The 20,975-nt window shown below is 59.9% G+C and carries 15 protein-coding genes; 2 read left to right on the top strand and 13 right to left on the bottom strand.

Features of this window, described 5'->3' with window-relative positions; genetic code table 11:
- Positions 1-89: 89 nt before the first annotated feature.
- The 12 genes from galU to GRH90_RS02845 all read right to left on the bottom strand — a co-directional run bounded on the left by galU (position 90) and on the right by GRH90_RS02845 (position 17,289).
- On the bottom strand, positions 90-977 hold the full coding sequence (galU, locus tag GRH90_RS02790) for a UTP--glucose-1-phosphate uridylyltransferase GalU (protein ID WP_162364376.1): 888 nt from the start codon (positions 975-977) through the stop codon (positions 90-92).
- Between the two features lie 80 nt (positions 978-1,057).
- Entirely contained in the window at positions 1,058-2,053 is a 996-nt protein-coding gene (locus GRH90_RS02795) for a sensor domain-containing diguanylate cyclase (RefSeq protein WP_312857164.1), read from the bottom strand.
- Between the two features lie 59 nt (positions 2,054-2,112).
- Positions 2,113-2,607, bottom strand: a complete 495-nt coding sequence (bcsD, locus tag GRH90_RS02800) for a cellulose biosynthesis protein BcsD (protein ID WP_162364378.1) — start codon at positions 2,605-2,607, stop codon at positions 2,113-2,115.
- A 2-nt stretch (positions 2,608-2,609) separates the two neighbouring features.
- Positions 2,610-6,314 (bottom strand): cellulose biosynthesis protein BcsC, encoded by a 3,705-nt coding sequence (locus GRH90_RS02805; RefSeq protein ID WP_162364379.1) that lies wholly within the window; start codon positions 6,312-6,314, stop codon positions 2,610-2,612.
- Positions 6,315-6,352: 38 nt separating this feature from the next.
- Positions 6,353-8,713, bottom strand: a complete 2,361-nt coding sequence (gene bcsB, locus GRH90_RS02810; protein ID WP_162364380.1) for a cellulose biosynthesis cyclic di-GMP-binding regulatory protein BcsB — start codon at positions 8,711-8,713, stop codon at positions 6,353-6,355.
- A complete protein-coding gene (bcsA, locus tag GRH90_RS02815; protein WP_162364381.1) occupies positions 8,710-10,815 on the bottom strand; it encodes a UDP-forming cellulose synthase catalytic subunit in 2,106 nt (701 codons plus the stop codon). The genes bcsB and bcsA overlap by 4 nt, the downstream gene beginning before the upstream one ends.
- Positions 10,816-10,943: 128 nt before the next feature.
- Positions 10,944-11,363 (bottom strand): hypothetical protein, encoded by a 420-nt coding sequence (locus tag GRH90_RS02820; protein WP_162364382.1) that lies wholly within the window; start codon positions 11,361-11,363, stop codon positions 10,944-10,946.
- Positions 11,364-12,017: 654 nt separating this feature from the next.
- Positions 12,018-12,881, bottom strand: coding sequence for an ABC transporter ATP-binding protein (locus GRH90_RS02825; protein WP_162364383.1), 864 nt, complete (start codon positions 12,879-12,881; stop codon positions 12,018-12,020).
- A 2-nt stretch (positions 12,882-12,883) separates the two neighbouring features.
- Positions 12,884-13,915, bottom strand: coding sequence for an ABC transporter ATP-binding protein (locus GRH90_RS02830; protein ID WP_162364384.1), 1,032 nt, complete (start codon positions 13,913-13,915; stop codon positions 12,884-12,886).
- A complete protein-coding gene (locus GRH90_RS02835; protein WP_162364385.1) occupies positions 13,912-14,790 on the bottom strand; it encodes an ABC transporter permease in 879 nt (292 codons plus the stop codon). The genes GRH90_RS02830 and GRH90_RS02835 overlap by 4 nt, the downstream gene beginning before the upstream one ends.
- Complete coding sequence (locus GRH90_RS02840; RefSeq protein WP_162364386.1) at positions 14,790-15,746, bottom strand: ABC transporter permease; 957 nt, start codon at positions 15,744-15,746, stop codon at positions 14,790-14,792. The genes GRH90_RS02835 and GRH90_RS02840 overlap by 1 nt, the downstream gene beginning before the upstream one ends.
- A 22-nt stretch (positions 15,747-15,768) precedes the next feature.
- Positions 15,769-17,289 carry an ABC transporter substrate-binding protein gene (locus GRH90_RS02845; RefSeq protein WP_162364387.1) on the bottom strand — a complete coding sequence of 507 codons (1,521 nt, stop codon included), beginning with the start codon at positions 17,287-17,289 and terminating at the stop codon, positions 15,769-15,771.
- A gap of 156 nt (positions 17,290-17,445) precedes the next feature.
- On the opposite strand from GRH90_RS02845, the gene GRH90_RS02850 reads away from it, so the two are divergent.
- Both GRH90_RS02850 and GRH90_RS02855 read left to right on the top strand, forming a co-directional pair.
- Positions 17,446-18,156 carry a GntR family transcriptional regulator gene (locus GRH90_RS02850; protein WP_162364388.1) on the top strand — a complete coding sequence of 237 codons (711 nt, stop codon included), beginning with the start codon at positions 17,446-17,448 and terminating at the stop codon, positions 18,154-18,156.
- The gene (locus tag GRH90_RS02855; protein ID WP_218586200.1) at positions 18,149-19,243 is read left to right on the top strand and encodes an enolase C-terminal domain-like protein; all 1,095 of its coding nucleotides are present in this window, start codon (positions 18,149-18,151) and stop codon (positions 19,241-19,243) included. Before GRH90_RS02850 ends, GRH90_RS02855 begins: the two co-directional genes overlap by 8 nt.
- 3 nt (positions 19,244-19,246) lie before the next feature.
- On the opposite strand, the gene GRH90_RS02860 is transcribed toward GRH90_RS02855, so the two are convergent.
- A complete protein-coding gene (locus GRH90_RS02860) occupies positions 19,247-20,659 on the bottom strand; it encodes an anion permease (protein ID WP_178113002.1) in 1,413 nt (470 codons plus the stop codon).
- Positions 20,660-20,975 lie beyond the last annotated feature (316 nt).

A 20,975-nucleotide genomic window follows, 5' to 3' on the forward strand; every position in this document is an offset into this window, starting at 1 on the left:
AGCCTCCCACAGGTGGTTACTGAAAAAGAAAATATCCGCTCGGATAAGCGGATAACGCGCAACGCACTTTTATTGCCGCGGCTTGTCGCCTAACTGAGATTTAACCCTTTTACCCAAGACGAAAATGCCGGTCCCAGCACCGGGTGGCGCAGGCCATACGCCACGAACGCCATGAGATAACCGAGCTTATCGCCGCAGTCATGGGACTTACCGGTCATGCCGAAGGATTCTACCCGTTCACGCCCAAGCAGCAGGCTGATGGCGTCGGTCAGCTGTATTTCATCGCCGCTGCCCGGCGGCGTCATGCGCAGCAGCGGCCAGATGGCCGGGGTTAACACATACCGCCCGACCACGGCCATATTCGACGGGGCCTTGTCAACCGGCGGTTTTTCCACGATGCCGGCGATGGCGGCGCTGCCTCCCGGCGGGCAGGCAGCGTTGCCGGTATCGACAATACCGTACTTGTCGACCTCCCGCCGGGGCACCGCATCCACCATAACCTGGCTTCTGCCGGTATGGTTAAAGCGGGCAATCATGCCGGCCAGGTTATCGGCGCTTGCGTCGCACGTCGTCTCGTCAATCAGCACATCGGGCAGCAGAACGACAAAGGGATGGTCGCCGATCAGCGGATACGCGCACATCACGGCGTGCCCCAACCCTTTCGACTGCCCCTGGCGCACATGCATAATAGTGGTGCCGGCGGGACAGATGGACCGCACGCTGTCCAGCAGTTGCCGTTTGACCCTGCGCTCCAGCAGCGATTCAAGTTCAAAGGACGTATCAAAATGGTTTTCAATCGCATTTTTGGAGGAATGCGTAACCAGAATAATGTCCTTAATACCCGCCGCGACACATTCGTCGACGATATATTGAATTAACGGCTTATCGACTAAAGGCAACATTTCTTTCGGAATAGCTTTGGTCGCCGGTAACATTCTCGTTCCCAACCCGGCAACCGGGATAACGGCTTTTAACATAACAAACATCCTTGGAATATTAAACAAACTGCGCATAACAACATTTCCGGAGATTTCCGGCATAGGGATTTATAGCACTTTCAGTACTGACAATTAGCATCGCGCGCCGCATCGACCGGCGCCTTACCGTCCGCGATTCCGCTCTCCATAACGGCGTACGCCGGCGCATGGTAAAATAGATAATCGTTGCCGCCGCCATTTTTTACTTTGTACAGCGCAATGTCGGCGCATTTTAAAACCTCGGAAAATGAATCGCCGTCATGGGGATAGTGCGCCACGCCGATACTGAGCGAGGTAAATACCCGCTGTTTATTGCGATCAAGGATAAACCCCTCGCTTATGGCGTGCTGTAATTTGTCAAGCAGTTGACAAAGCTCAGGGTAAGTCGTATTGCCCGGGAATAATAAGGCAAACTCATCCCCTCCCAGCCGACCCAGCAGCGTATTATCGCCAAGAATATTTTTCGTCCTGACGGCCAGCAGCCGCAATAACTTATCGCCCTGGTTATGGCCTAAGGTATCATTGATTATTTTAAATTTATCCGCGTCGAATATGGCCACATAAAACGTCTGGCCCGCGGCGGACATGCTTTTAATCACCTGCCCGGCCTGGTTATAAAAACCGTGCCGGTTAAAAACCCGGGTCAAATTATCCCGCTGGCTTTTATGAAAAAATTTCATCCGGCTGCGGACCTGCTTGGTGACGTCAAACCTGATGGTCACATAACGTATGACGTTACCCTGGCTGTCAAGCTCTGGAATAATGGTGACATCCTCCCAAAAAAACTTACCCGACTTTGATTTATTACAAATTTCATTGCGCCAGACATCGCCTGATTTGATCAAGCGGCGCATTTTGGTAAAAAATATGTCGTCATGCACTCCCGAGTTAAGGATACAATGGGTGTTGCCAATCAGCTCTTGCTGCGTAAAACCACAAAACTGGCAAAATAGCTGATTGGCATACTGAATCACACCTTCCGCGTCGGTAATTGTCACCATTAATGCATTATCGATTATGTATTCTAATAATGATAATTTTGACATGCTCGATGGCATTGCTATATCAACAGACATAGGGTCAACTCCCGGTTATTAGGGTAACAGAGTGAGCATCCAGTTGATGAATTTATGCATCACCGGCGCGGTCGTTCCTGCAAGGCATACCTGAAAATCAGCACATCTTTGGTCATATCCTGGTTATTCCAGATCACCGGCACCTGGTTTTCACCGCCCTGGGACAGCAGCCATTGGGAATAGGCGCCTTCCAATACCCAAGCGCTGGCCTGCCGCCAACGGCCCTCGTCCTCCATACGCGGCGCATGCGGCCAGGCGCAATGCACCAAAATCAGCTCGCGCTCCGCCGGCGCTATTTTAAGAAACCCCCAGTTAAAAAAATCGAGGATTTTATTCAAATGAATTTCAAGCTCATGCACCGTATTACAGCCGGGTAGCGGATACCATTGCGCAAGCGACTGGCCTATATTTCGCAGGGCTTCATGATTATCCACCTCATCTTTTTTTATCAGGATATTGGCGAACATAATATGCACCAAATCATGCCAGCCGGCCTGATAACGACGTTGTAAATAATCATCATGCTGTGGTTGCAGTTGTGTAATCTCGTTCATGCTTATTTTTCATCCAGCAAATATTTAAAATATATCGAGCCAGTACCTTCGGAGTATTTGCCAAAAGTATCATAACCGACCCTGCCACCCAAATGAATATACTCATTAACTTTATAATCGGCATCTATCTTTAACGTATAACCCACGCCATTTTTACTGGTGCCGGAATAATAACTGTCAACATCATCATTTTCTGCCGCCAGGGCTTCAAGTTGCGATTGCAGCGCTTTATTATTCGGGAAATAGGCGCTTTTATCCTGATGATAGGATTGGTACCCCACCGACCCGCTGAGGCCGAGCTTGAGATTGTCATATTGATGGTTATATTCCATCGGTATGGCGATACTGAGGTAATCTTGCGGACTAAAATAACCGCCCTGCCCCAGTGTGTAATAACTCAGGTTTTTTGCATAATCTTTATAGTCGATGCCCACCCCTACCTTAAACTCGCTTTTTTGCGTCCGGTATGGCCGGGTATACACGCCCGCGGAGGATTCCACTTCGCGGTTGCCGGCGATATTGTTGCCGACATAATCGTAGTAGCCGGCGCCGGCGTACATCCCGGCGACGCCGTTGTCATAGGCGTACTGCACGCCGGCGCCGTTTTTTGTCACCGCGCCCCAGGTGGTATTGCTGTTGCTGTCCTTCACGCCGACATACGACAACAGGCTGTCGGTCACCGCGCGGCGTTCCGCCACCAGGTTTAACCGGCCGAAGGTCGACAACGCCGGCGACCAGCGCAGCCCGCCCACGATCCGGGTAATATCCGCCCCAAGCGGCGTGGAGCCGATATCCGCCTGGTAACCGTCGCCGGACAGGGTGAGATGGGTTGCCACCCCATTGGACTGCTGGGCGGCCGGCGCGTCGGCATTGGTCTGGCTGGCGTCGGCGTCGGTGTCGGCCGCCGCCAGCCGTTCGGCATGTTGCAGCGCCCCGGTGCCGAAACGGTTGGCCGCTAATCCGCTCATCGAGCCCGCGCTTAACGACACCGGGGTGATGCTCAAGCTAAGCCGGGAGCCGTCGTCGGGCACGCCGGAGAGGGTGAGCGGCGCTTTGACTTCGTTCAGTTGGCTTAGGCCGCTTTCGCCATTGCGGGCGCGCACCGCCATATCGCCCCGCGTCCAGGTGGCGATTTTTCCCTGGATCTCATCGGCCATGGCGCTGATTTGCCGCCGGGTGCGATCGGCCAGGCTTACCGGCTCCGCGGCCTGGGCTCCGGGGATAATGTCCGGCGTGTCGGTGATGGAATTGATGGCCGGCGCCTTCGCCGTCAGGCCGTTATCGCCTTTGCGCCACAGCGCCGTGCGCAACAGGGCCAGGGCCTGCTTATGATTGCCGCCGGCCTCGGCCACCTGTGCCGCCAGATAAAGATACTGCGGGGCGCGCGACGCCGGGACGGCCGCCAGCAGCCGCTGCGCGCGCGCCACATCGCCCTGCGCCAGGACAACATTAATCTGCCCCTCGCGCGCGGCGGCGCTGCCGTTATCCAGGGTCAGCACATAAACGTAGATGCGCTCGGCGTCCTGATTCATGCCGCTTGCCGCGTAAACCCGCGCCATGGCCAGCAGCAGATCCGGGTTATGCGGGTTGTTGCCAATCTCGGCCTTCAGCTTGGCATAGGCGGCGGCAATATTGCCCTGTTCCCTAAGCCTGTCGGCGGTGACGATAGCGGCGCCGGCGCGTATGCCGGCCACTTCCTGCGCGGAGCTGTCGCCAAGCAGCGCGGGATTATTAGCCAGCGCGTCGGCCTCGTCGAACAGGCCGGCCTGGTTAAGCACGCCTATCTGCGCGCCGTATTCGCCCACCGTACCGCGCGGTCCGCCGGCGATATTGTGGCGCACCAGCCGTACCGCCTGTCCGGCGTCTCCCGCCGCCATCATTAAGCGGGCCAGATTGCCCACATCCGCCGGCGAGGCGGGCGCGGCCTGCGCGAGGATGCGCAGCGTATTGGACGCCGCGAGGTAATCGCCCTGACGCAGGTAGTTTTCCGCGATGGCCAACTGTCGGTTAAAACCGACGCGCTTGACCAGCTCGCGCGTTTCCGCGGTTTGCGCCGCGGTCGGAATTCGCGTCAGCAGGGACTGCGCCCATGCCCAGTCCCGCTGCTCGGTCGCAAACAGGGCAGCGCCGTATAGGGTATCGTTGGCGGCGCCCGACTTTTGCGCCGCCTGGGTTATCAGTGCGCGGGCCTGCGCGCTCTCGCCCTGCCGTTGCAGAATGCGCGCCTTATCCAGCCGCAGCCAGATATTGTCCGGTTGCCTGGCCATCGCCTGGCCAAGCAGGGTTAACGCCTGCTGCGCATCGCCGGCGCTCATCGCCCGCGCCGCCTCCTTGCGCAACGGTTCCACGCTGGCCCCGGCGGGCTGCAGCCGCGCCCGCAGCGCCGCCGGCAGCGTTGCCAATATGCGCTGCGCCTCCTCGGTTTTCTTTTGCTGCCGCAGGACAAAATACAGCCCAGCCCTGGCATCGCTATTACCCGGGGCCTGGGTCGATAACGATCGGTAAACCCCTTCGGCGGCCTCAAGGTCGCCCTGGCGCCGCAGGGTATCGGCCCGGAACAGGTTTACCGCCAGGCCTTTCGCGCCGGCGGCCTGGGCCAGCGGCGCTGACAGGGCGAGCGCGCCGGCAAGGTCGCCCTGTCCGGCGGTGTTTTTTGCCTGGTTTAACCGGCCGTAAAACTCCGCATCCTCCGCCTGCATGCGCCATTGCTCCTTATTGTCCCCGCCCTGGGCGGCCGCCTGTTGCAGGTATTTGCCGGCGCCGGCGAAATCGCCCTGGCGCAGGCTGACATAGCCCATGCCGGCCAACGCCTCGCCGTCATTGGGATTGGTTTTCAGCACCGCGGCGAATTTTTCCCGCGCACTGGCCAAATCGCCGCCGCTAAGCGCGCTATAGCCGCTTTGTTTGGCAATCCCCCCCAGCCCCTGGCGGTAATGGTCGACCACCGTCTGGTCGTCGGCATGGCGCGCGAGATAGCTCTGGTAAAGCCCGGCGTCATCGTTTTGCGGGGCAAGCCATAGCAATGATTGCCGCAGCGCCAGATCGGCCTCTTTATTGCCGGGGGCCAGCGCCGCCAGCATTTGGCTACCCTCGCGGCGCGTGGCCGGCTGATAGGTTAATATCTTCGCCAATGCCAGCCGGGTAGCGTCGTCCTGCGGCAGGGCCGCGGCGCGGCCGCGCAGGCCGCCCACCGCGGCGGGCAATAGGTCCGGGCTGCCGGCCATGGTTTGGTAATATTCCAGCGCCAGGCTGTCTATCGGATCCCCGCCGTTGAACAGCGCGCGATAGGCCGCCACCGCCTCCCTGATCTTGCCGGCGCCCGCCAGTTTGCGCGCCGCGGCAAGCTGTTCCGGCGCCAAGGACTTCAGGCGTTGTGCGCCGGCAAGCGCGGCCAGGCGCGGATCGTTGGGGGAAACGGCGCTAAATTTGCGCCGCCATTGTTCCGCCTCGCGCTCATCGCCACTTTGCGACGAATACAGCGCCATCAGGTATAGGGCGGTAATATTATCGGCATCTGCCTGGAATACGCGTTGCAACGCCGCCTTCGCCAGGTCGTCATGGGATTTTTCGTGCCAGTAGGTCGCCTGATCCAACAATACTTTTACCGCCGGGTCGCCGTCGGCGGCGTTTACCGACGGCACTACGCCCAACGCGGACCCGATGTACAGCGTGCCGCCAATCCAGGCGTTCCGGTTATGCTTAGTCATGGTGCTTATTCCAGGCGTCGCTGTGCGCCGTTAATTGCTTATTCATGGTCCGGCCCTGTGCCCAATCGCCGGGCGGCGTGATTTTTTAAATTCGCGTAACAGCGCGCGCCTAATAGCAATGCCAACGCCAATCCCAGCAGGGACAAGGCCAGGAGATGCCTGCCGGCGTGCCACAGCAGTTGCAGGTGCCAGGGCAGGTCGCCGGCGGCGAACTGCGGCCCGACCTGGAAACTCTGAATGTCGCGCTCGTTGGTGACGATGGCGATATCCCCCCTGACCCTGGAATTGATATACGGGGACTGCAGGTCGCCATGGATTTTGGCCAGCTGATCGTCATCGGTCGCGGTGGCCAATATCACGATACGGCCGGGGTTTTGTCCGGAACGGAAGCTGACAAAGCCGCGCCAGGAATACATTGACGATAAATACCGGTTGGCCTGGACAAATTGCGGGAACCAATTGCCGGCAAGATAGGATGCCAGCTGTTGCTGCCAGTGGGGCCGCGCCACCCCAAGCGCGGCGCCGGCCGCGGTAAACGGACTGCCCGCCAGCAGCCGGCGGATAAACTCCTCATGGGCCAGCGAGCCTACGGCAAGAATATCCTTGTCCCTGAACGACTGCGCCTGGGTTTCGTCGACGCCAGCCCCCAGCGCCACGCTGACATGGCCGATGGCCACGCCGGTGGCGTTGCCGGCGCGGGCCGCCAGACCCAGCAGGGTTTGGATATCGACGCTGCCCGGATTGTCGGGCAATAACAGCAAGGTGTCGGCAAAGTCGGCGCGGCGGGTAAAGGGGAACGATGCGCCGACGTAATAAGACAGATTGGGCAACTGGGCAAAATGATAGGCATGACTCAGATCGATGGTCGACGCTGGCTCGATCCGGCTACGGATATTGTCGTTGTCCAGCACGCCGCAGGGCGCATCGACCGCCGGATTCACCGCGAAGTAAAATGCCAGTTGGTTATCGCCGTAGATAAGATAAGGATCGAGCTGCAGGGTGGCATGTTCCTGGCGGGTATCGTAACCGGCATAGCGCATCAGGGCGGCAATCGGCCCGGTTTTGTTAACCGGCAAATTGCGCACGAAAACCCCGTTCATCGCCACGCTGAGGTGGGACTGCGTTTCATCAAGCCAGCTGCCGGTGGGGAAATGATAAAACAGATCCACCGCGATGGTCTGGTCGTCCCACATAAACAGATCCGGCGCCGCGCGAAACGAGACCGGGATAGCGCCGTGGTAGCCGCCTTTTACCGCCAGATGCTCCGGTCCCTCGTTTAACGCCAGCGAGGTGGGCCGGCGCGTGGAGATCCAGCGCGGCGCGTCATAAGGCTGGCGCCGGGGAATATCCTGCGCCTGCACCCGCAGCGCGTCCGCCGCCGGCAAGGGCGCGGAAACCAGACGCCACGCCGCCTGGCGCAGTTCAGACTCGTTGCTCCCGCTGATAAGCAGCAGCTTATAAACCGGATTGCGGGGATTATCAATTATCCGCAGCTGCGCTCCGCCGCCCCCGGGCATCACCAGGTCGCCGATATTATCGCCGGGTTTGCCGAAGATAATGCCGTTTTCCTCCGGCAGCGCGTTAAGCAGCACCGGGAAATCCGCGTCCCTAAAGCCCGCCTGCGCGCCGAACCAGGACGCCACCGTGGCCGCGGCGCCGATAACATCGGCCGTCGGCCGCAAGGCAAAGGCGACGGGGAGGCGCGCTTGCGCCATTAGCGACGGGTCGAAAAATGGACGGGGCAGATTGTCCAGGCGCCGTCCGCTGTCCAGCCGCAGGCCGCTGAGCTGGAAAGCGGACGTCGGCAGGATGGTAAGCCGGTAATTATCCGGCAGCGCTTTCTCACATTGCCCCTGGCCGCCCGCGCCGTCGGCGCCGCGGTGGATACGAAAGCTCAGGTTGTTGACCGCCACCATGATCGATGCCGGGATATCCATCTGGAAAACGCCGTTATCATTGGCATCCTGCCCCAGCGGCAGCGATCCCAGCGGCTGGCCGTTAAGCATCAACTGTACGCTGGCGTCGGTGGCGGCAAGCTCGGGCGAGACCTGCAGCGCCAGGGAAATCTTCGCCCCGGTCACCACCAGGTCGCGGGGCAGCGTAAACATAACCCCGGACTGCAATTGGGTACCGCTCAGCGTCAGCCCCGCTTTTTGCCCCATTTCCGCAAGCGTCATCGTCAGGCCGGCCAGCGTATTGGCCGCCGGCGTCGCGGTGTTGCCCGCCGCCGTTTGCTCCGTTTGCCACGCGAACCCGGCGCCCGTGCCCGGCGCCGGCAGCAGGGGCGGCAGCGCCGGCGCATCCGCCGAGGCATAACCTCCGGCCGCATAAAAAAGGTTAAGCAGGCAACAGGTCAGCAACAGCCGTTGCGCCCTGCCGGCACGATTGCGGGATATCATTGCGTGCTCCCTTTTTGACCTGCGATCCGCGGCCGGCGTGGCCCCGCGCCGGAAAACAGCCTGCGGCCGAAAAACAGCTCATAAACGCAGCGCACAATGCCGCCCAATGAGCGCAGCGGCCGGTCCGGCGCGCAGGGTTCGCTGACCCAGGCGTCGGCGCGGGTCAGCACCACCCGCACCAGCTGGCGGCGGTGATTAAGCGAGATGGCGGCGAATTCGAGGCGTAAATCGGCGCCGGTATTGCCCACGCCACGGGCCGGCAGCCGGATGGCGTCCTGCTGGAAGGTCAGTTCAATTTCCGCAACCTGTTTGCCCGCGATATCGCTGCCGGCGGGGATAACCAATCGCGCGCCCCCCATGGAGAGATCGGCGGTATGGGTGGCAAGCGACGTGCCGTCGGTAAAATGCGCCAACGCCGGCACCTGGACGATAATGCGGATGGTTTTGCGGATTTGGCGGCTCTCCTTCGCCACCGCGATCGACGCCAGCAGCACCAGCACGCTGTATCCGGCCCAGGCCAGGTTAAACAGGATAACCCGGGGATCGATGCCGGGATAATCATCAAGCCCCAGGCGCACCGCGACCCAAATCATGCTCAGCGCCAAAAACAGGGTTACGATAATCAGCGGCCTGACCGTATTGCCGTCGAAATAGTTTTTATCCAGCAGGTCGCCTTTATCCGTGACATTAAATTTGCCCAGCTTGGGAGAAATCAGGCTCAGCAGGGTGGGGAAAATCAAATGGAAAGCCATTACGGTTTCATAGATTTCGCCCCAGAACGAATAACGGTAACGGCCGGTGATGCGTGAGTTAACATAAATCGACATCATCAGGTGCGGCAACGCGTAAGCGAAAATCAGGCTGGCGCTTGAGGCGATGATATTGAGATTAAACAGCAGGAATACCAGCGGCGCGGTAAGGAACACCACCCTGGGCAAACCATACTGAAAATGCAGCATGGCGTTGAGATAGCATAACCGCTGCTGCCAGGTCAGGCCGCGGCCGAACAACGGATTATCGATACGGAATATTTGCGTCATGCCCCGGGCCCAGCGAATGCGCTGGTTAACATGCAGCGCCAGGCGTTCGGTGGCCAGTCCCGCCGCCATGGGGATGGCCAGGAACGCCGAATTCCACCCCCGGCGCTGTAATTTTAACGCGGTATGGGCATCCTCGGTGACCGTTTCCACCGCAAAGCCGTCGATTTCATCCAGCGCGCTGCGCCGGATAACCGCGCATGAACCGCAAAAGAAGGTGGCGTTCCAGTTATCGTTGCCTTGCTGGACCGGACCGTAAAACAGCGCGCCTTCGTTGGGCACCTGCGTCGCGGCGGATAAATTGCGTTCAAACGGATCGGGAGAATAAAAATGGTGCGGCGTCTGGATCAAGGCCAGCCGCGCGTCCAGTAGAAAACTGCCCACCGTGGCCTGCAGGAAGATGCGCGTGGCGACATGATCACAATCAAACACGCAAATCAGCTCGCCGCGGGTTTTCTCCATGGCGTGGTTTAGATTACCCGCCTTGGCATGGCGGTTATCGCTGCGGGTAATATAGCCTGCCCCGGCGGCGGCGGCGAATTCGCCGACTTCGCCGCGATTGCCGTCGTCCAGGATATAAATATTCATTTTGTCCGCCGGGTAGTCCATGCTTTGCGCCGCCAGCACCGTATCCCGCACCACGTCCAGGCTTTCGTTATAGGTGGGAATATACACATCCACCGTCGGCCAGGTCGTCATATCGGCCGGCAGCGGCGCGATAGAGCGCTCCAGCGGCCAGGACGTTTGCAAATAACCCAACAGCAAAATAACCCAGGAATAGATTTCGGCCATAAACAGCCCGATGCCCAGGAAACATTCCAGGTTGGAATTAAAATGCAGGGTGGTGGTCGCCCGCCAGTAGATATAACGTGTAGACATCAGCAGCGATAACATGATCATGATAATGAGGGTCTTGCGTCCGTTGAACCGGCCCAGCACCAGGATAAAGGCGATATTAATAAAACCGAAGACATATTGCTTATCACTATCCATCGGCGTCATTATAACCAATGCGGCCGCGGGGAAAAAAAACAATAAAAAAAATAAAAATAACATCTTATTCATCATTAACCTGCGATATTTGCCAATAATTTATCGTTAATATATGAACTAAGGCCGGGAGATGAAGACCAATCCACTCTCCCCGCGCTCATGACAGCCAGGTTATGGCAAAGCTCGCGTTATTAGGCAGCTCACGCTTTGGCGGCAATGGATTTAAACAAAGCAAACAGGGGAACCGCATGATGCGCGGCGCCATCATTTTCTTCCTGGCCGGGCGCGTACCCGCCGTCCGGCAGGCGGGCGGTGTTATGATCGTTTGAGAAAATATCGTCCAGCGCCGTCACGGCGGCTCGCGGCCGACGCGCCGCAACCGGCGTCTCGCGCTGGGCATACACCGGCGCCGCGTTTATCTCCGCCATGGGCGGCGCTTCGGCGGGAAGCGGGCCGTCCGCAGCGGCCCGCTCCCCGCCGGCGGCGTCTGCAAACGGGTTAACGGTAGCGGAATGAACGCTCGCCTCGGGCGCGTCGTTATCATTATTATGTGCTATCGCCCGAAAATTAAAGTTAGCCAGGTTGGCTTTTTTTTTGAAGGTGCTTATATCATCATACATGTAGTATTCCCCAACAAACCAAAATTATTAAGGTCAAGACATTTGCCGGCCTTAAGCCATTAATATCCATCCGCGGCTTTATTAACAGGCGGTCTACCTCTGTCTCTTTATGCCTAAATTATTTTGCCATCCGGCACAAGCCGGCGGCCAGCAACCCGATAAAGGAACCGATCATCATTCCCGCCACAAATATCAACATGTACATAACAATATTTTCTCCCGGTACGAGATTGACATGGCGAAAACAGCGCCATTTCCTGTTCATCGTAGATTGGCAGGAAGGTTTTTAAAAAGACTCGTTTTAACGTTAATGTTATTCCAGGACTGGACGATAATAATATCTTCATCACATTTAATTCGAACTTATACTAGCCACTAAAGATTGCAGGCGTAAATTGTTTTTATCTATAATTATTAATTAATATATAGTTAATACCTATATATTTCATATATGATTAAAAATATTAATGTTAAAAATTTATTTTCCATACTCAAATATACAACAATTCGATCGCAATCCTGTAATGGCGCGCGGCGCCAAGCGCGGGAGGAAGATCGTAATGGACGCGCAAGAGCACCAACGCCGCCAGGAAAGGCGGCGCTGTCCAGCGCTAGCCGGCAACAGGCGATTTATGCCGGCTTAGCGGCGGGATATCAGGGGCGTGAGCATGCAACCATCAACTGCGGTGGCGGCTCCGCCGGGGGAATGGCCCCCAGCAGCGCCTGGGTATAGGGATGGACCGGCTGGTTGAAAATCTGCTCCCTGCTCCCGATCTCCACGATGCGCCCCTGGTGCATAACGGCAATACGCGGCGCCATATAACGCACCACGCGCAGATCGTGGGAGATAAACAGATAGGCCAGCCCATTCTCCCGCTGCAGCTTTTTCAGTAAATTAAGAATTTGCGCCTGTATCGACACATCCAGCGCGGACACCGGCTCGTCAAGGATCAACAGCCGGGGATTCAGGGCCAGCGCCCGCGCGATACCGATACGCTGACGCTGGCCGCCGGAAAATTCCGCCGGATAGCGCCGCGCCTGCGCCGGACTGAGGCCGACCTGGCGCATCAATTCGTAAATCCGGGCCTGCCGCTCAAGCGCGTTGCCGATGCGATGCACAATCAGCGGCTCGCCGATGATGTCAAAGACGGTCATCCTGCGGTTAAGCGAGGCGTAGGGGTCCTGGAAAACTATCTGGAATTCACGGCACAGCCGGGCGTTACGTCGGCGCTTCAGCGCGGTAATGTCCTGGCCGTCGAACCAGATCCGCCCGGCGGTCGGCCTGGTCAGCCCCACCAGCATTGCGCTAAGGGTTGATTTGCCGCAGCCCGACTCGCCGACCAGTCCAAGCGTCTCGCCGGCCTCCAGCGTCAGATCTACGCCGTCCACCGCCTTGACCACGGCGGCGGCGTAACGAAAGACGCCCATGGACGGCAGATAATGCTTCTTGATCCCCTCGACCCGCAATAAAGGCGTCGGCAGCCCGTGTTCCTGCGCCGGTTTGTTGCTGACGGACATCGCTATTTCCTTTCCATTCGCGTGGGAACGGCCAACTCATGGGCAAAATGGCAGGCGCTAACATGCAGCGGATCGCCCTGCTCCACCCGTGGCGGCGGTATCGTGGCGGCGCAGACCGGACGATCGCGGCATAGCCGGCAGCGTGGGCGGAAGGCGCACCCGGACGGTAAGCGGGAAAAGAGCGGCGGCTCGCCGGCGATGACCTCCAGCTCCCGATCCACGTCGCTGTCGAGGCGCGGTATGGCGCTTAACAGCGCCCTGGTATAGGGATGCCGGGACGAGCGAAACACCTGCCCCGCACGCCCTTGCTCCACGATACGCCCGGCATACATCACCACCACCCGATCGGCGTGCTGCGCCACCAGCCCCATATCGTGGGTAATCAGCAGCAGCGCCGCGCCGGTCTGCCGGCAGGCGGCGCGCATGCTGTTCATCACCTGGGCCTGCACCGTGACATCCAGCGCCGTGGTCGGCTCATCGGCGATAATCAGCCGGGGCTGATTAACCAGCGCGATGGCGATCAGGCTGCGCTGGCACAGACCGCCCGACAGCTCGTGGGGGTAACGCCGCATTTTTTCGCCGGCGTCGGGGATGCCCGCCAGCGACAGCGCCTGTTCGGCCCGGAGTTCCCGCTCGCGCCGGGTCAGCGACGGCTGGTGGCGGGCGAGGCTTTCGGTTATCTGTCGCCCGATGGTCAGCACCGGATTGAGCGAAGACATCGGGTCCTGGAAGATCATGGCGATGCGATCGCCATACAACATCGCGCGGCGCCCGGCATCCAGCGCCAGCAGGTCTTGCCCGTTAAAACGCAGCGCGCCGGCGGCAACCGACATGCCCGGCGGAAGCAGCGACATCAGGGACAGCGCGGTCAGCGTTTTCCCCGAGCCGGATTCGCCGACGATGCAGACGGTTTCGCCGCGTTCCACGGTAAAAGAGATATCGTCGATTACCCGCTGGCACTGCCGCCGGGTATCGAACCGCACGCTCAGCCCCTCCACCGCCAGCAGCGGCCCCGGTTTGTCCAGACGCGTCATAAGGCGTCACCCCGCGGGTCGAGGGCCTTATGCAGCGCGTCGCCGAGCTGGTTCAGCGCCAGCACCAGCACCAGCACCAGCAGGCCGGGCACGACGGCGTACAGCGGCGCAACCGCCAGGTAATCCCGGCTGTTGCTGAGCATCGATCCCCATGAGGCGGCCGGCGGCTTGATGCCCAGGCCGATAAACGACAGCGAGGCCTCCAGCAAAATGGCATGGCCCGCCGCCGACGCCAGCTGCGTGACCACCACGCCGATGCTGTTTGGCATAACGTGGCGCAGCATGATGCGCCAGGGTCCGGTGCCCTGTACCACGGCGGCTTTAACATAATCAAGCTCGCGCTCGCGCAGCACCGAGGCACGCATCAGGCGGGCAAAAATGGGAATATTCACCACGGCGACCGCGACGCAGATTTGCGCCAGCCCCGCGCCGAGGATCGCCACGGTGATTACCGCCAGCAAAATGCCCGGATAGGCCAGCAGGACATCGCAGACGCGCATCAGCACTGCGTCCAGCCAGCGGGCGCCCATGCCGGCAATCAACCCCGCCACGATACCCAGCCCGGCGCCGGCGCTGACGCTGGCAAACCCCGCCAGCAGCGAAACGCGCGATCCGAACAGCACGCGGCTGAGGAGATCGCGCGACAGTTCGTCGGTGCCCAGCAGATGGCCGCCGGTACCGGCCGGCACCAGTCGCAGCCCGGCGAACTGGGCATCGGGGTCAAAGGGCGCCAGCCAGGGCGCCAGTAGCGCCACCAGCGTAATCACCACCACCCCGGCCAGGCCGAACAGGCCGGAGGGCGTGCCAAGCATCGCTTTTGCCAGCCTGAACCGGCCGGGCGCCGCGTCGGATGTTGCGCAGAGGTTCACACCCATCACGCGCCTCCCCGCGCGAGGCGAATCCGCGGATCGATGGCGCCATACAGCAAATCGACCGCCAGGTTCAGCACCAGGAAAAACAGCACCAGCACGATCAGTATTCCCTGCACCATGCCGTAATCGCGGTTGATGATGGACTGCACCAGCAGCCGGCCGATGCCGGGCCAGGCGAATACCGATTCGATAACCACCGCGCCGCCCAGCATGCGGCCAAGCAGGATACCGGTCATGGTGACAATCGGCAGCAGGGAATTACGCAGCACATGCCAGTAGATGATCTGCCCGCGGCCCAGTCCCTTGGCGCGGGCGGTACGGATGTAACCTTCCCCCAGCGTATCTATTACCGCGCCGCGGGTGGAGCGAATCAGCACCGCCGCGCCGTGCAGTCCCAGGGTCAGGGTAGGCAGCACCAGCGCCCGTAAAAAACCGGCGACCGAATCATCGGCGCTGACGAATCCCCCCGGCGGCAGCCAGCCCAACGTCACGGCAAACAGCAAAATCGCCAGCATGCCGAACCAGAAATTGGGCGTGGCGACGGCCAGCGAGGATAGCAATGACGCCAGCCAGTCGATGGCCTTGCCCTGCCCCAGCCCGGCGGCCAGGCCCAACGGCACGCCAACCGCCAGTGCGGCCAGCAGCGCCGTGGCGGCCAGCAGCAGCGAAAACGGCAGGCGGCTGAAAATCAGCTCGCTGTTATCGCGATGATAGATGTACGAGACGCCAAAGTCGCCGCGCAGCATATGTCCCAGCCAGGCGGCATACTGCACCGGTAGCGGGCGGCCGAGGCCATACGCCGCCCTGATATGCTGCACATCCTGCCGGGTGGCGTCCGGTCCGGCGATAAGTTCGGCCGGATCGCCCGGCATGGCGCGGACCACCGCAAACACGATGACGCTTGACAGCAGCAGCACCGGGATCCACTGCATCAGCCGGCGTAACAGATAGGCGGCCATAGGCTACTCCCCGCGGTCGGCGTCATGGCTGGAATGCGGCATCGGCCAGGATCGGCATGCCGTCCAGGTTAAACCGCACGCCGGTCAGGCCCGGCGCGGAGGCCCACAGCACCGGCAGCGTCGCCACCGGCAATACCCAGTTTTCCTTCAGCATAAATTCGTCGATACGCTGCCAGGCCTGGTCGGTTGCCGGCCCGGGCGGCTGCGAGGTGACCAGCGCCACGTCATCCTGATACTGGCGCGATTTAATGCCCGCCAGGTTATCGGTGGCGCGAAAGATCACCGCGGAGAGCAGGATTGCGGCGGGTCCGCGCCCGGCGCGGGCATAAACATGGGCCGCCAACTGGAAGTCACCCTTGCGGAAACGGGAAATGTAGGCGGCTTCGGACATCTCGACGATGCTGGCCTTCAGGCCGATATCGCGCAGCGCGTTTTGCAGTACCTGCGCCATGGCGCCGATCTGCGGTTCCGACTGGGTGCGCGACATCAGCGATATCTCCGCGCCGGCGGCGCCGGCCTGCTGGATCAGCTGCCTGGCCTGGGCCAGATCGTAGGAACAGTCATTTTCATGCCCCGCCGCCTCGCGCTTGCTGAACGCCGGCCAGGGCAGGCATTTGGTCTTCGCGGCGGGGCCTGCTATATCACGGGCGATACGCGCGCGGTCCAGCGCCAGCCCGATGGCGCGCCGCACCTCCGGTTTGTCCAGCGGCGCAGACAGGGTATTGAGGGTGATATCCAGCACCCGGCCTTCCTCGGTGGCGGCGCCGGTGGCGAAACCGGCCGATGACAGCTGCCCGGCGGTCTCCCGGTCGACGGACGGCAAAAAATCCACCGTGCCGGCGCGCAGCTGCATCACGCCCGACTGCCGATCGGGAATGATTTTGATGGTGATTTTTTTGAGCGTCGGGCGCGGCCCCCAATAGGACTCGTTACGCACAAAAACCGCATCCTCTCCCGGCATATAGCGGCTCAGCTTAAACGGGCCGGTGCCGTTGCCGCCGGTTTTGATTTTTTCCGGCTGGCTGCCGTCGATAATAAACGCCAAATCCAATAAATCGAAAATGGCGTCGGAGCCGCCGTCAAACTTCAATATCACCGTTTGATCATCGGGGGTATCGATGCTGTTGATCATTTTCGCCAGCGGCAGGATATTTGCGCCGTTGGCCGGGTCACGGGCATAGTTCAGGCTGAACGCCACGTCTTTGGACGTCAGCTTTCGCCCATCGTGAAAGCTGACGCCGTCCGCGAGCTTGAGCGTCAGGGTCTTGCCGTCGTCGGAACGGGTCCAGGATTGCGCCAGCTCCGGCTGCGGACGTCCGTTCACGTCCAGGCGCACCAGGGAGTTATACAGCAGGTGGGTCAGCACGAAGGTGCCCATGCGCAGCTCGGTGGGATCAAACGAGGTGATATCGGCGCTTTGCCCAATCACCAGCGTATTCCGGCCCGCCGCCAGCGCGTTGCCGCCGCCCAGGCCGAGGCTCAATAACAGCGGCAGGATAACGCCGCCGGCGCGAACCCAGTCGCTAAACGTCTTTAACTTCATACATTCCCTCATGGCATCGTTCTTATGCTGGACCAACCAACGCCAGACGCGTTATTTGATCAAATTATTTTCTACTGTTGAGCGAATACTATTGAATAAAGCCGATTTATAACAGAAGATAAACCTTACTAAGATATATTTTGATCAAATATGGTTATGCATAAATTAGATAAGCCCACCCAGGCCAGCGAAACGGATATTACCGATCGGCTGAGAGACGCCATCATAAACCGGCAGGAATTCGACGCCGGCGCGCCGCTGCGCATCGACGCGCTGGCCACGCGTTTCGGCGTGTCCCATATGCCGATACGGGCGGCGTTACAGCGGCTGGAAAGTGAAGGACTGATCGTCGCCCAGCCGAATAAGGGCGCTCGGGTGGTGTCGGTGGATGAGACGTTCGTCGGGGAATTGCTCGATATCCGCATGTTGATTGAAAGTTACCTGGCGCGCCGCGCCGCCGAGCGGATGACGCCGGAGCGGCTGGCGCAATTAGAGACGCTGCGGGCGCGGCACGAGGAAGCGGTCGGCCGCGGCGATGCCGCCGTGGCGCTGGCGGCCAACCGGGATTTCCACGCCGCCATTCATCAGGTTGCCGCCAACCGCGACGCCGGCCTGATCCTCGACCGGCACTGGAGGCTGATCCGCGCCCTGTGGAAACGCTACGGTTACCAAGCCGATCGTTTTGCCGGCGTGGTGGCCGACCATCGGCTATTGCTGGCGGCGTTTGCCGCCGGCGACGGTGAATCGGCCGCCGCCGTTACCGCCGCCCATACCGCGCGCGCCAAGCTGGTGCTGCTCAGCCGCATGCGTGAAAACGCCCCGCCGTCCGCCGCTGACGCCCATCCCCTCGGGCGGCGGCATGAATAATTCGCGCATCTCCGCGCTGGATCTGGTGCATTGCCCGGTAACGGCCAAGACCACCTGGTCATTTATCCGCCTGACCCGGTCGGATGGCGTGAGCGGCTGGGGCGAGGCCAGCTGGGTGCGCGATCCGGGCGTGCTTGACGTTTTCCATGCCGCCGCCCGGCAACGCTTGCTGGGGCAACCATGGGCGGCGTTAGACGGCTATCTTGAAGGGGAAACCCCGGCGCTGCCGCAGGCGGCGATTGCCAGCGCCCTGGAACAGGCCATGTGGGATATCCGCGGCAAAAGCAACGGCAATTATTCGGCGGCGCTGGCGGTCGCCGGGTACCGCCGCCGCATTCCGCTGTATGCCAATATCAACCGCAGCATCACCGACCGCGACGAGGCGGGCTTCCGCCGGGCGGGGCAAAAAGCGGTGGCGGCGGGATTCGGCCGTATCAAGATAGCGCCCTTTGACGGCCTGACGCCGGGAAAGATCCATACGCCGACCGGCCGTAAACTGCTGGACGACGGGCTGGCGCGGGTGGCCGCGACCCGCGCGGGCATCGGCGCCGACACCGAGTTATATGTCGATTGCCATTGGCGTTTCGATCGCCTGGGCGCGTCGTCGGTATTAAAGGAACTGGCGGCGCTGGGCGTGGGCTGGTTTGAATGCCCGCTGATGGAAACGTTGGAGAATATCCCCGCCCTGAAACAGCTGCGCGGCGAGGCCAATACCCTGGGCATGCGGCTGGCCGGACTGGAGGAACTGACGCATCCCGCCGGGTTTCTGCCCTGGCTTGGCGCCGGGGCATATGATGTGGTGATGCCGGATGTGAAATACGCGCGCGGCATCGCCGGGGTGGCGGCGGTGGCGCGGCTGGCGGCCTCTTTCGCTACCGGCTGCGCGCCGCATAATCCCAGCGGGCCGATCGCCCATGCCGCCAGCCTGGTGGCCTGCGCCATCAGCGATAGCATCGAGCAGTTGGAACATCAGTTTGATGAAACGCCGGCCTTCTGGCGGTTAATCAACGATAATTTCCCGCGCCCGGTGGACGGGGCCAGCCTGACGCCGGCGTTGCCGGGCTTGGGCGCGGAGCTGCGGCGCTGATGGTTACCAGAATCCCAGCACTTTCCACCAGGCGCTGCCGATAAACAGCCAGATGGGGATCACCACCAGGCTTACCATAAAGCCAATCTTCCACCAGGTCGCCAGCGGGATAAAGTTGCAGCCGAAAAGAATCGGCGCCGGGCCGCCGGAATAATGCGTGGTGGCCATATAAAGGTTACTGAACATGCCGAACACCAGCACCGTCAGCATGGGCGGCGCGCCCGCGGCAATGGCGATCGAGACAAATATGGCATACATCGCGCTGATATGGGCAATGGCGCTCGCCATCATATAATGGCTGTAATAATAAGCCAGCAGCAGGATACCCAGCATCGGCACCCAGTTCATCCCCTGCACCGAACCGGCAATCAGCGAACCGAACCAGGCGATAAACCCCAGCTTGTTGAGCTGGCTGGCAAGCGTGAGCAACACCGCGAACCAGATAACCGTATGCCACGCTTCTTTCTCGGAAATGACGTCTTCCCACGTCAGCGCGCCGGTAAGCAGCAAAATGGCCAACCCGATGAACGCGACCATGGTGGCGTCGATATTCAGCGCCGCTCCGCATACCCACAACGTGACCAAACCGATAAATACCGCGAGAACGATCCACTCGTTGCGGCTCATGCGCCCCATTTCACGCAGTTTTTCGATCGCCATGACCCGCATTTCAGGGGTCTTTTTCAGTTCCGGCGGATAAAAACGGTACAGCAGAAGCGGGATGACCACCAGCGAGATCAAGCCGGGAACAATGGCCGCCACCGCCCAACTGGTCCAGGTAATATGGATGCCCATTTCGCCCGCCAGTTTGCCGACCATTGGATTACCCGCCATTGACGTCAGGAACATCGCGCAGGTAATGGCATTACACTGGAAAATACATTGCACCAGGAACGCCCCAATCTTGCGTTCGGTGCCTCTTTCCGGCGTGGACTCATACGCCTCGGAAATAGACCGGAACAGCGGCGTAATAATGCCGCCGCAGCGCGCCGAGGTAGAAGGCATCGCGGGCGCAAATATCAAATCGGTCAATACCAGGCCGTAAGCCAGGCCAAGCGAGCTGTGGCCCAGTTTGCTGATAAACAGGTAGCCGACCCGCCGGCCAAACCCGGTCTTGATAAAGCCGCGCGAAATGAAAAATGCGCAGGCGATCATCCAGATGGTCGGATCGGCGAATCCCGCCAGCACCGCTTTCATATCCAGCAAACCGGTGGCCACCACCACGGTCAGGCTGAAAACCGCCATGGCGCCGAGGGGATAAGGCGAAAGGATTAATCCTATAACCGTGGCGGCGAACACCGCCATCAGGTGCCAGGCAATCGGGTTGACGCCTTGCGGGATCGGGCTTATCCAAATACCCGCCCCGATCAGCAGGATGATCAGCATTTTCCCCATTTTTGTTTTTAACAGCGACATTATGTTCATACCATTATTCCATTCTGGTTTTTATCCGGCAGGGTATTTTCAAAATTATGACAACAACACTATCAATAGGGCGACTTTATAATTTAAAAAGAAATGCCATGTTGATCAAGGTCATTCTTGATCGGGAGTTTTGCTCGTAAAACGATATTTTTTGCCGTTTTTCGCGGCCAGAATAAATAACCAATCCCTTGCCGCATAGGGGGATATACAATGTTAATAACTAATGCGTATATTATTAACCACCTTGAAGGTTTATGTTATTTGTCGCATAAATTTATTCCAGGTTGCCATTACCAGCATAACGTCG

Origin of the sequence: Acerihabitans arboris, assembly GCF_010131535.1 — a bacterium.
Taxonomy (GTDB): domain Bacteria; phylum Pseudomonadota; class Gammaproteobacteria; order Enterobacterales; family Enterobacteriaceae; genus Acerihabitans; species Acerihabitans arboris.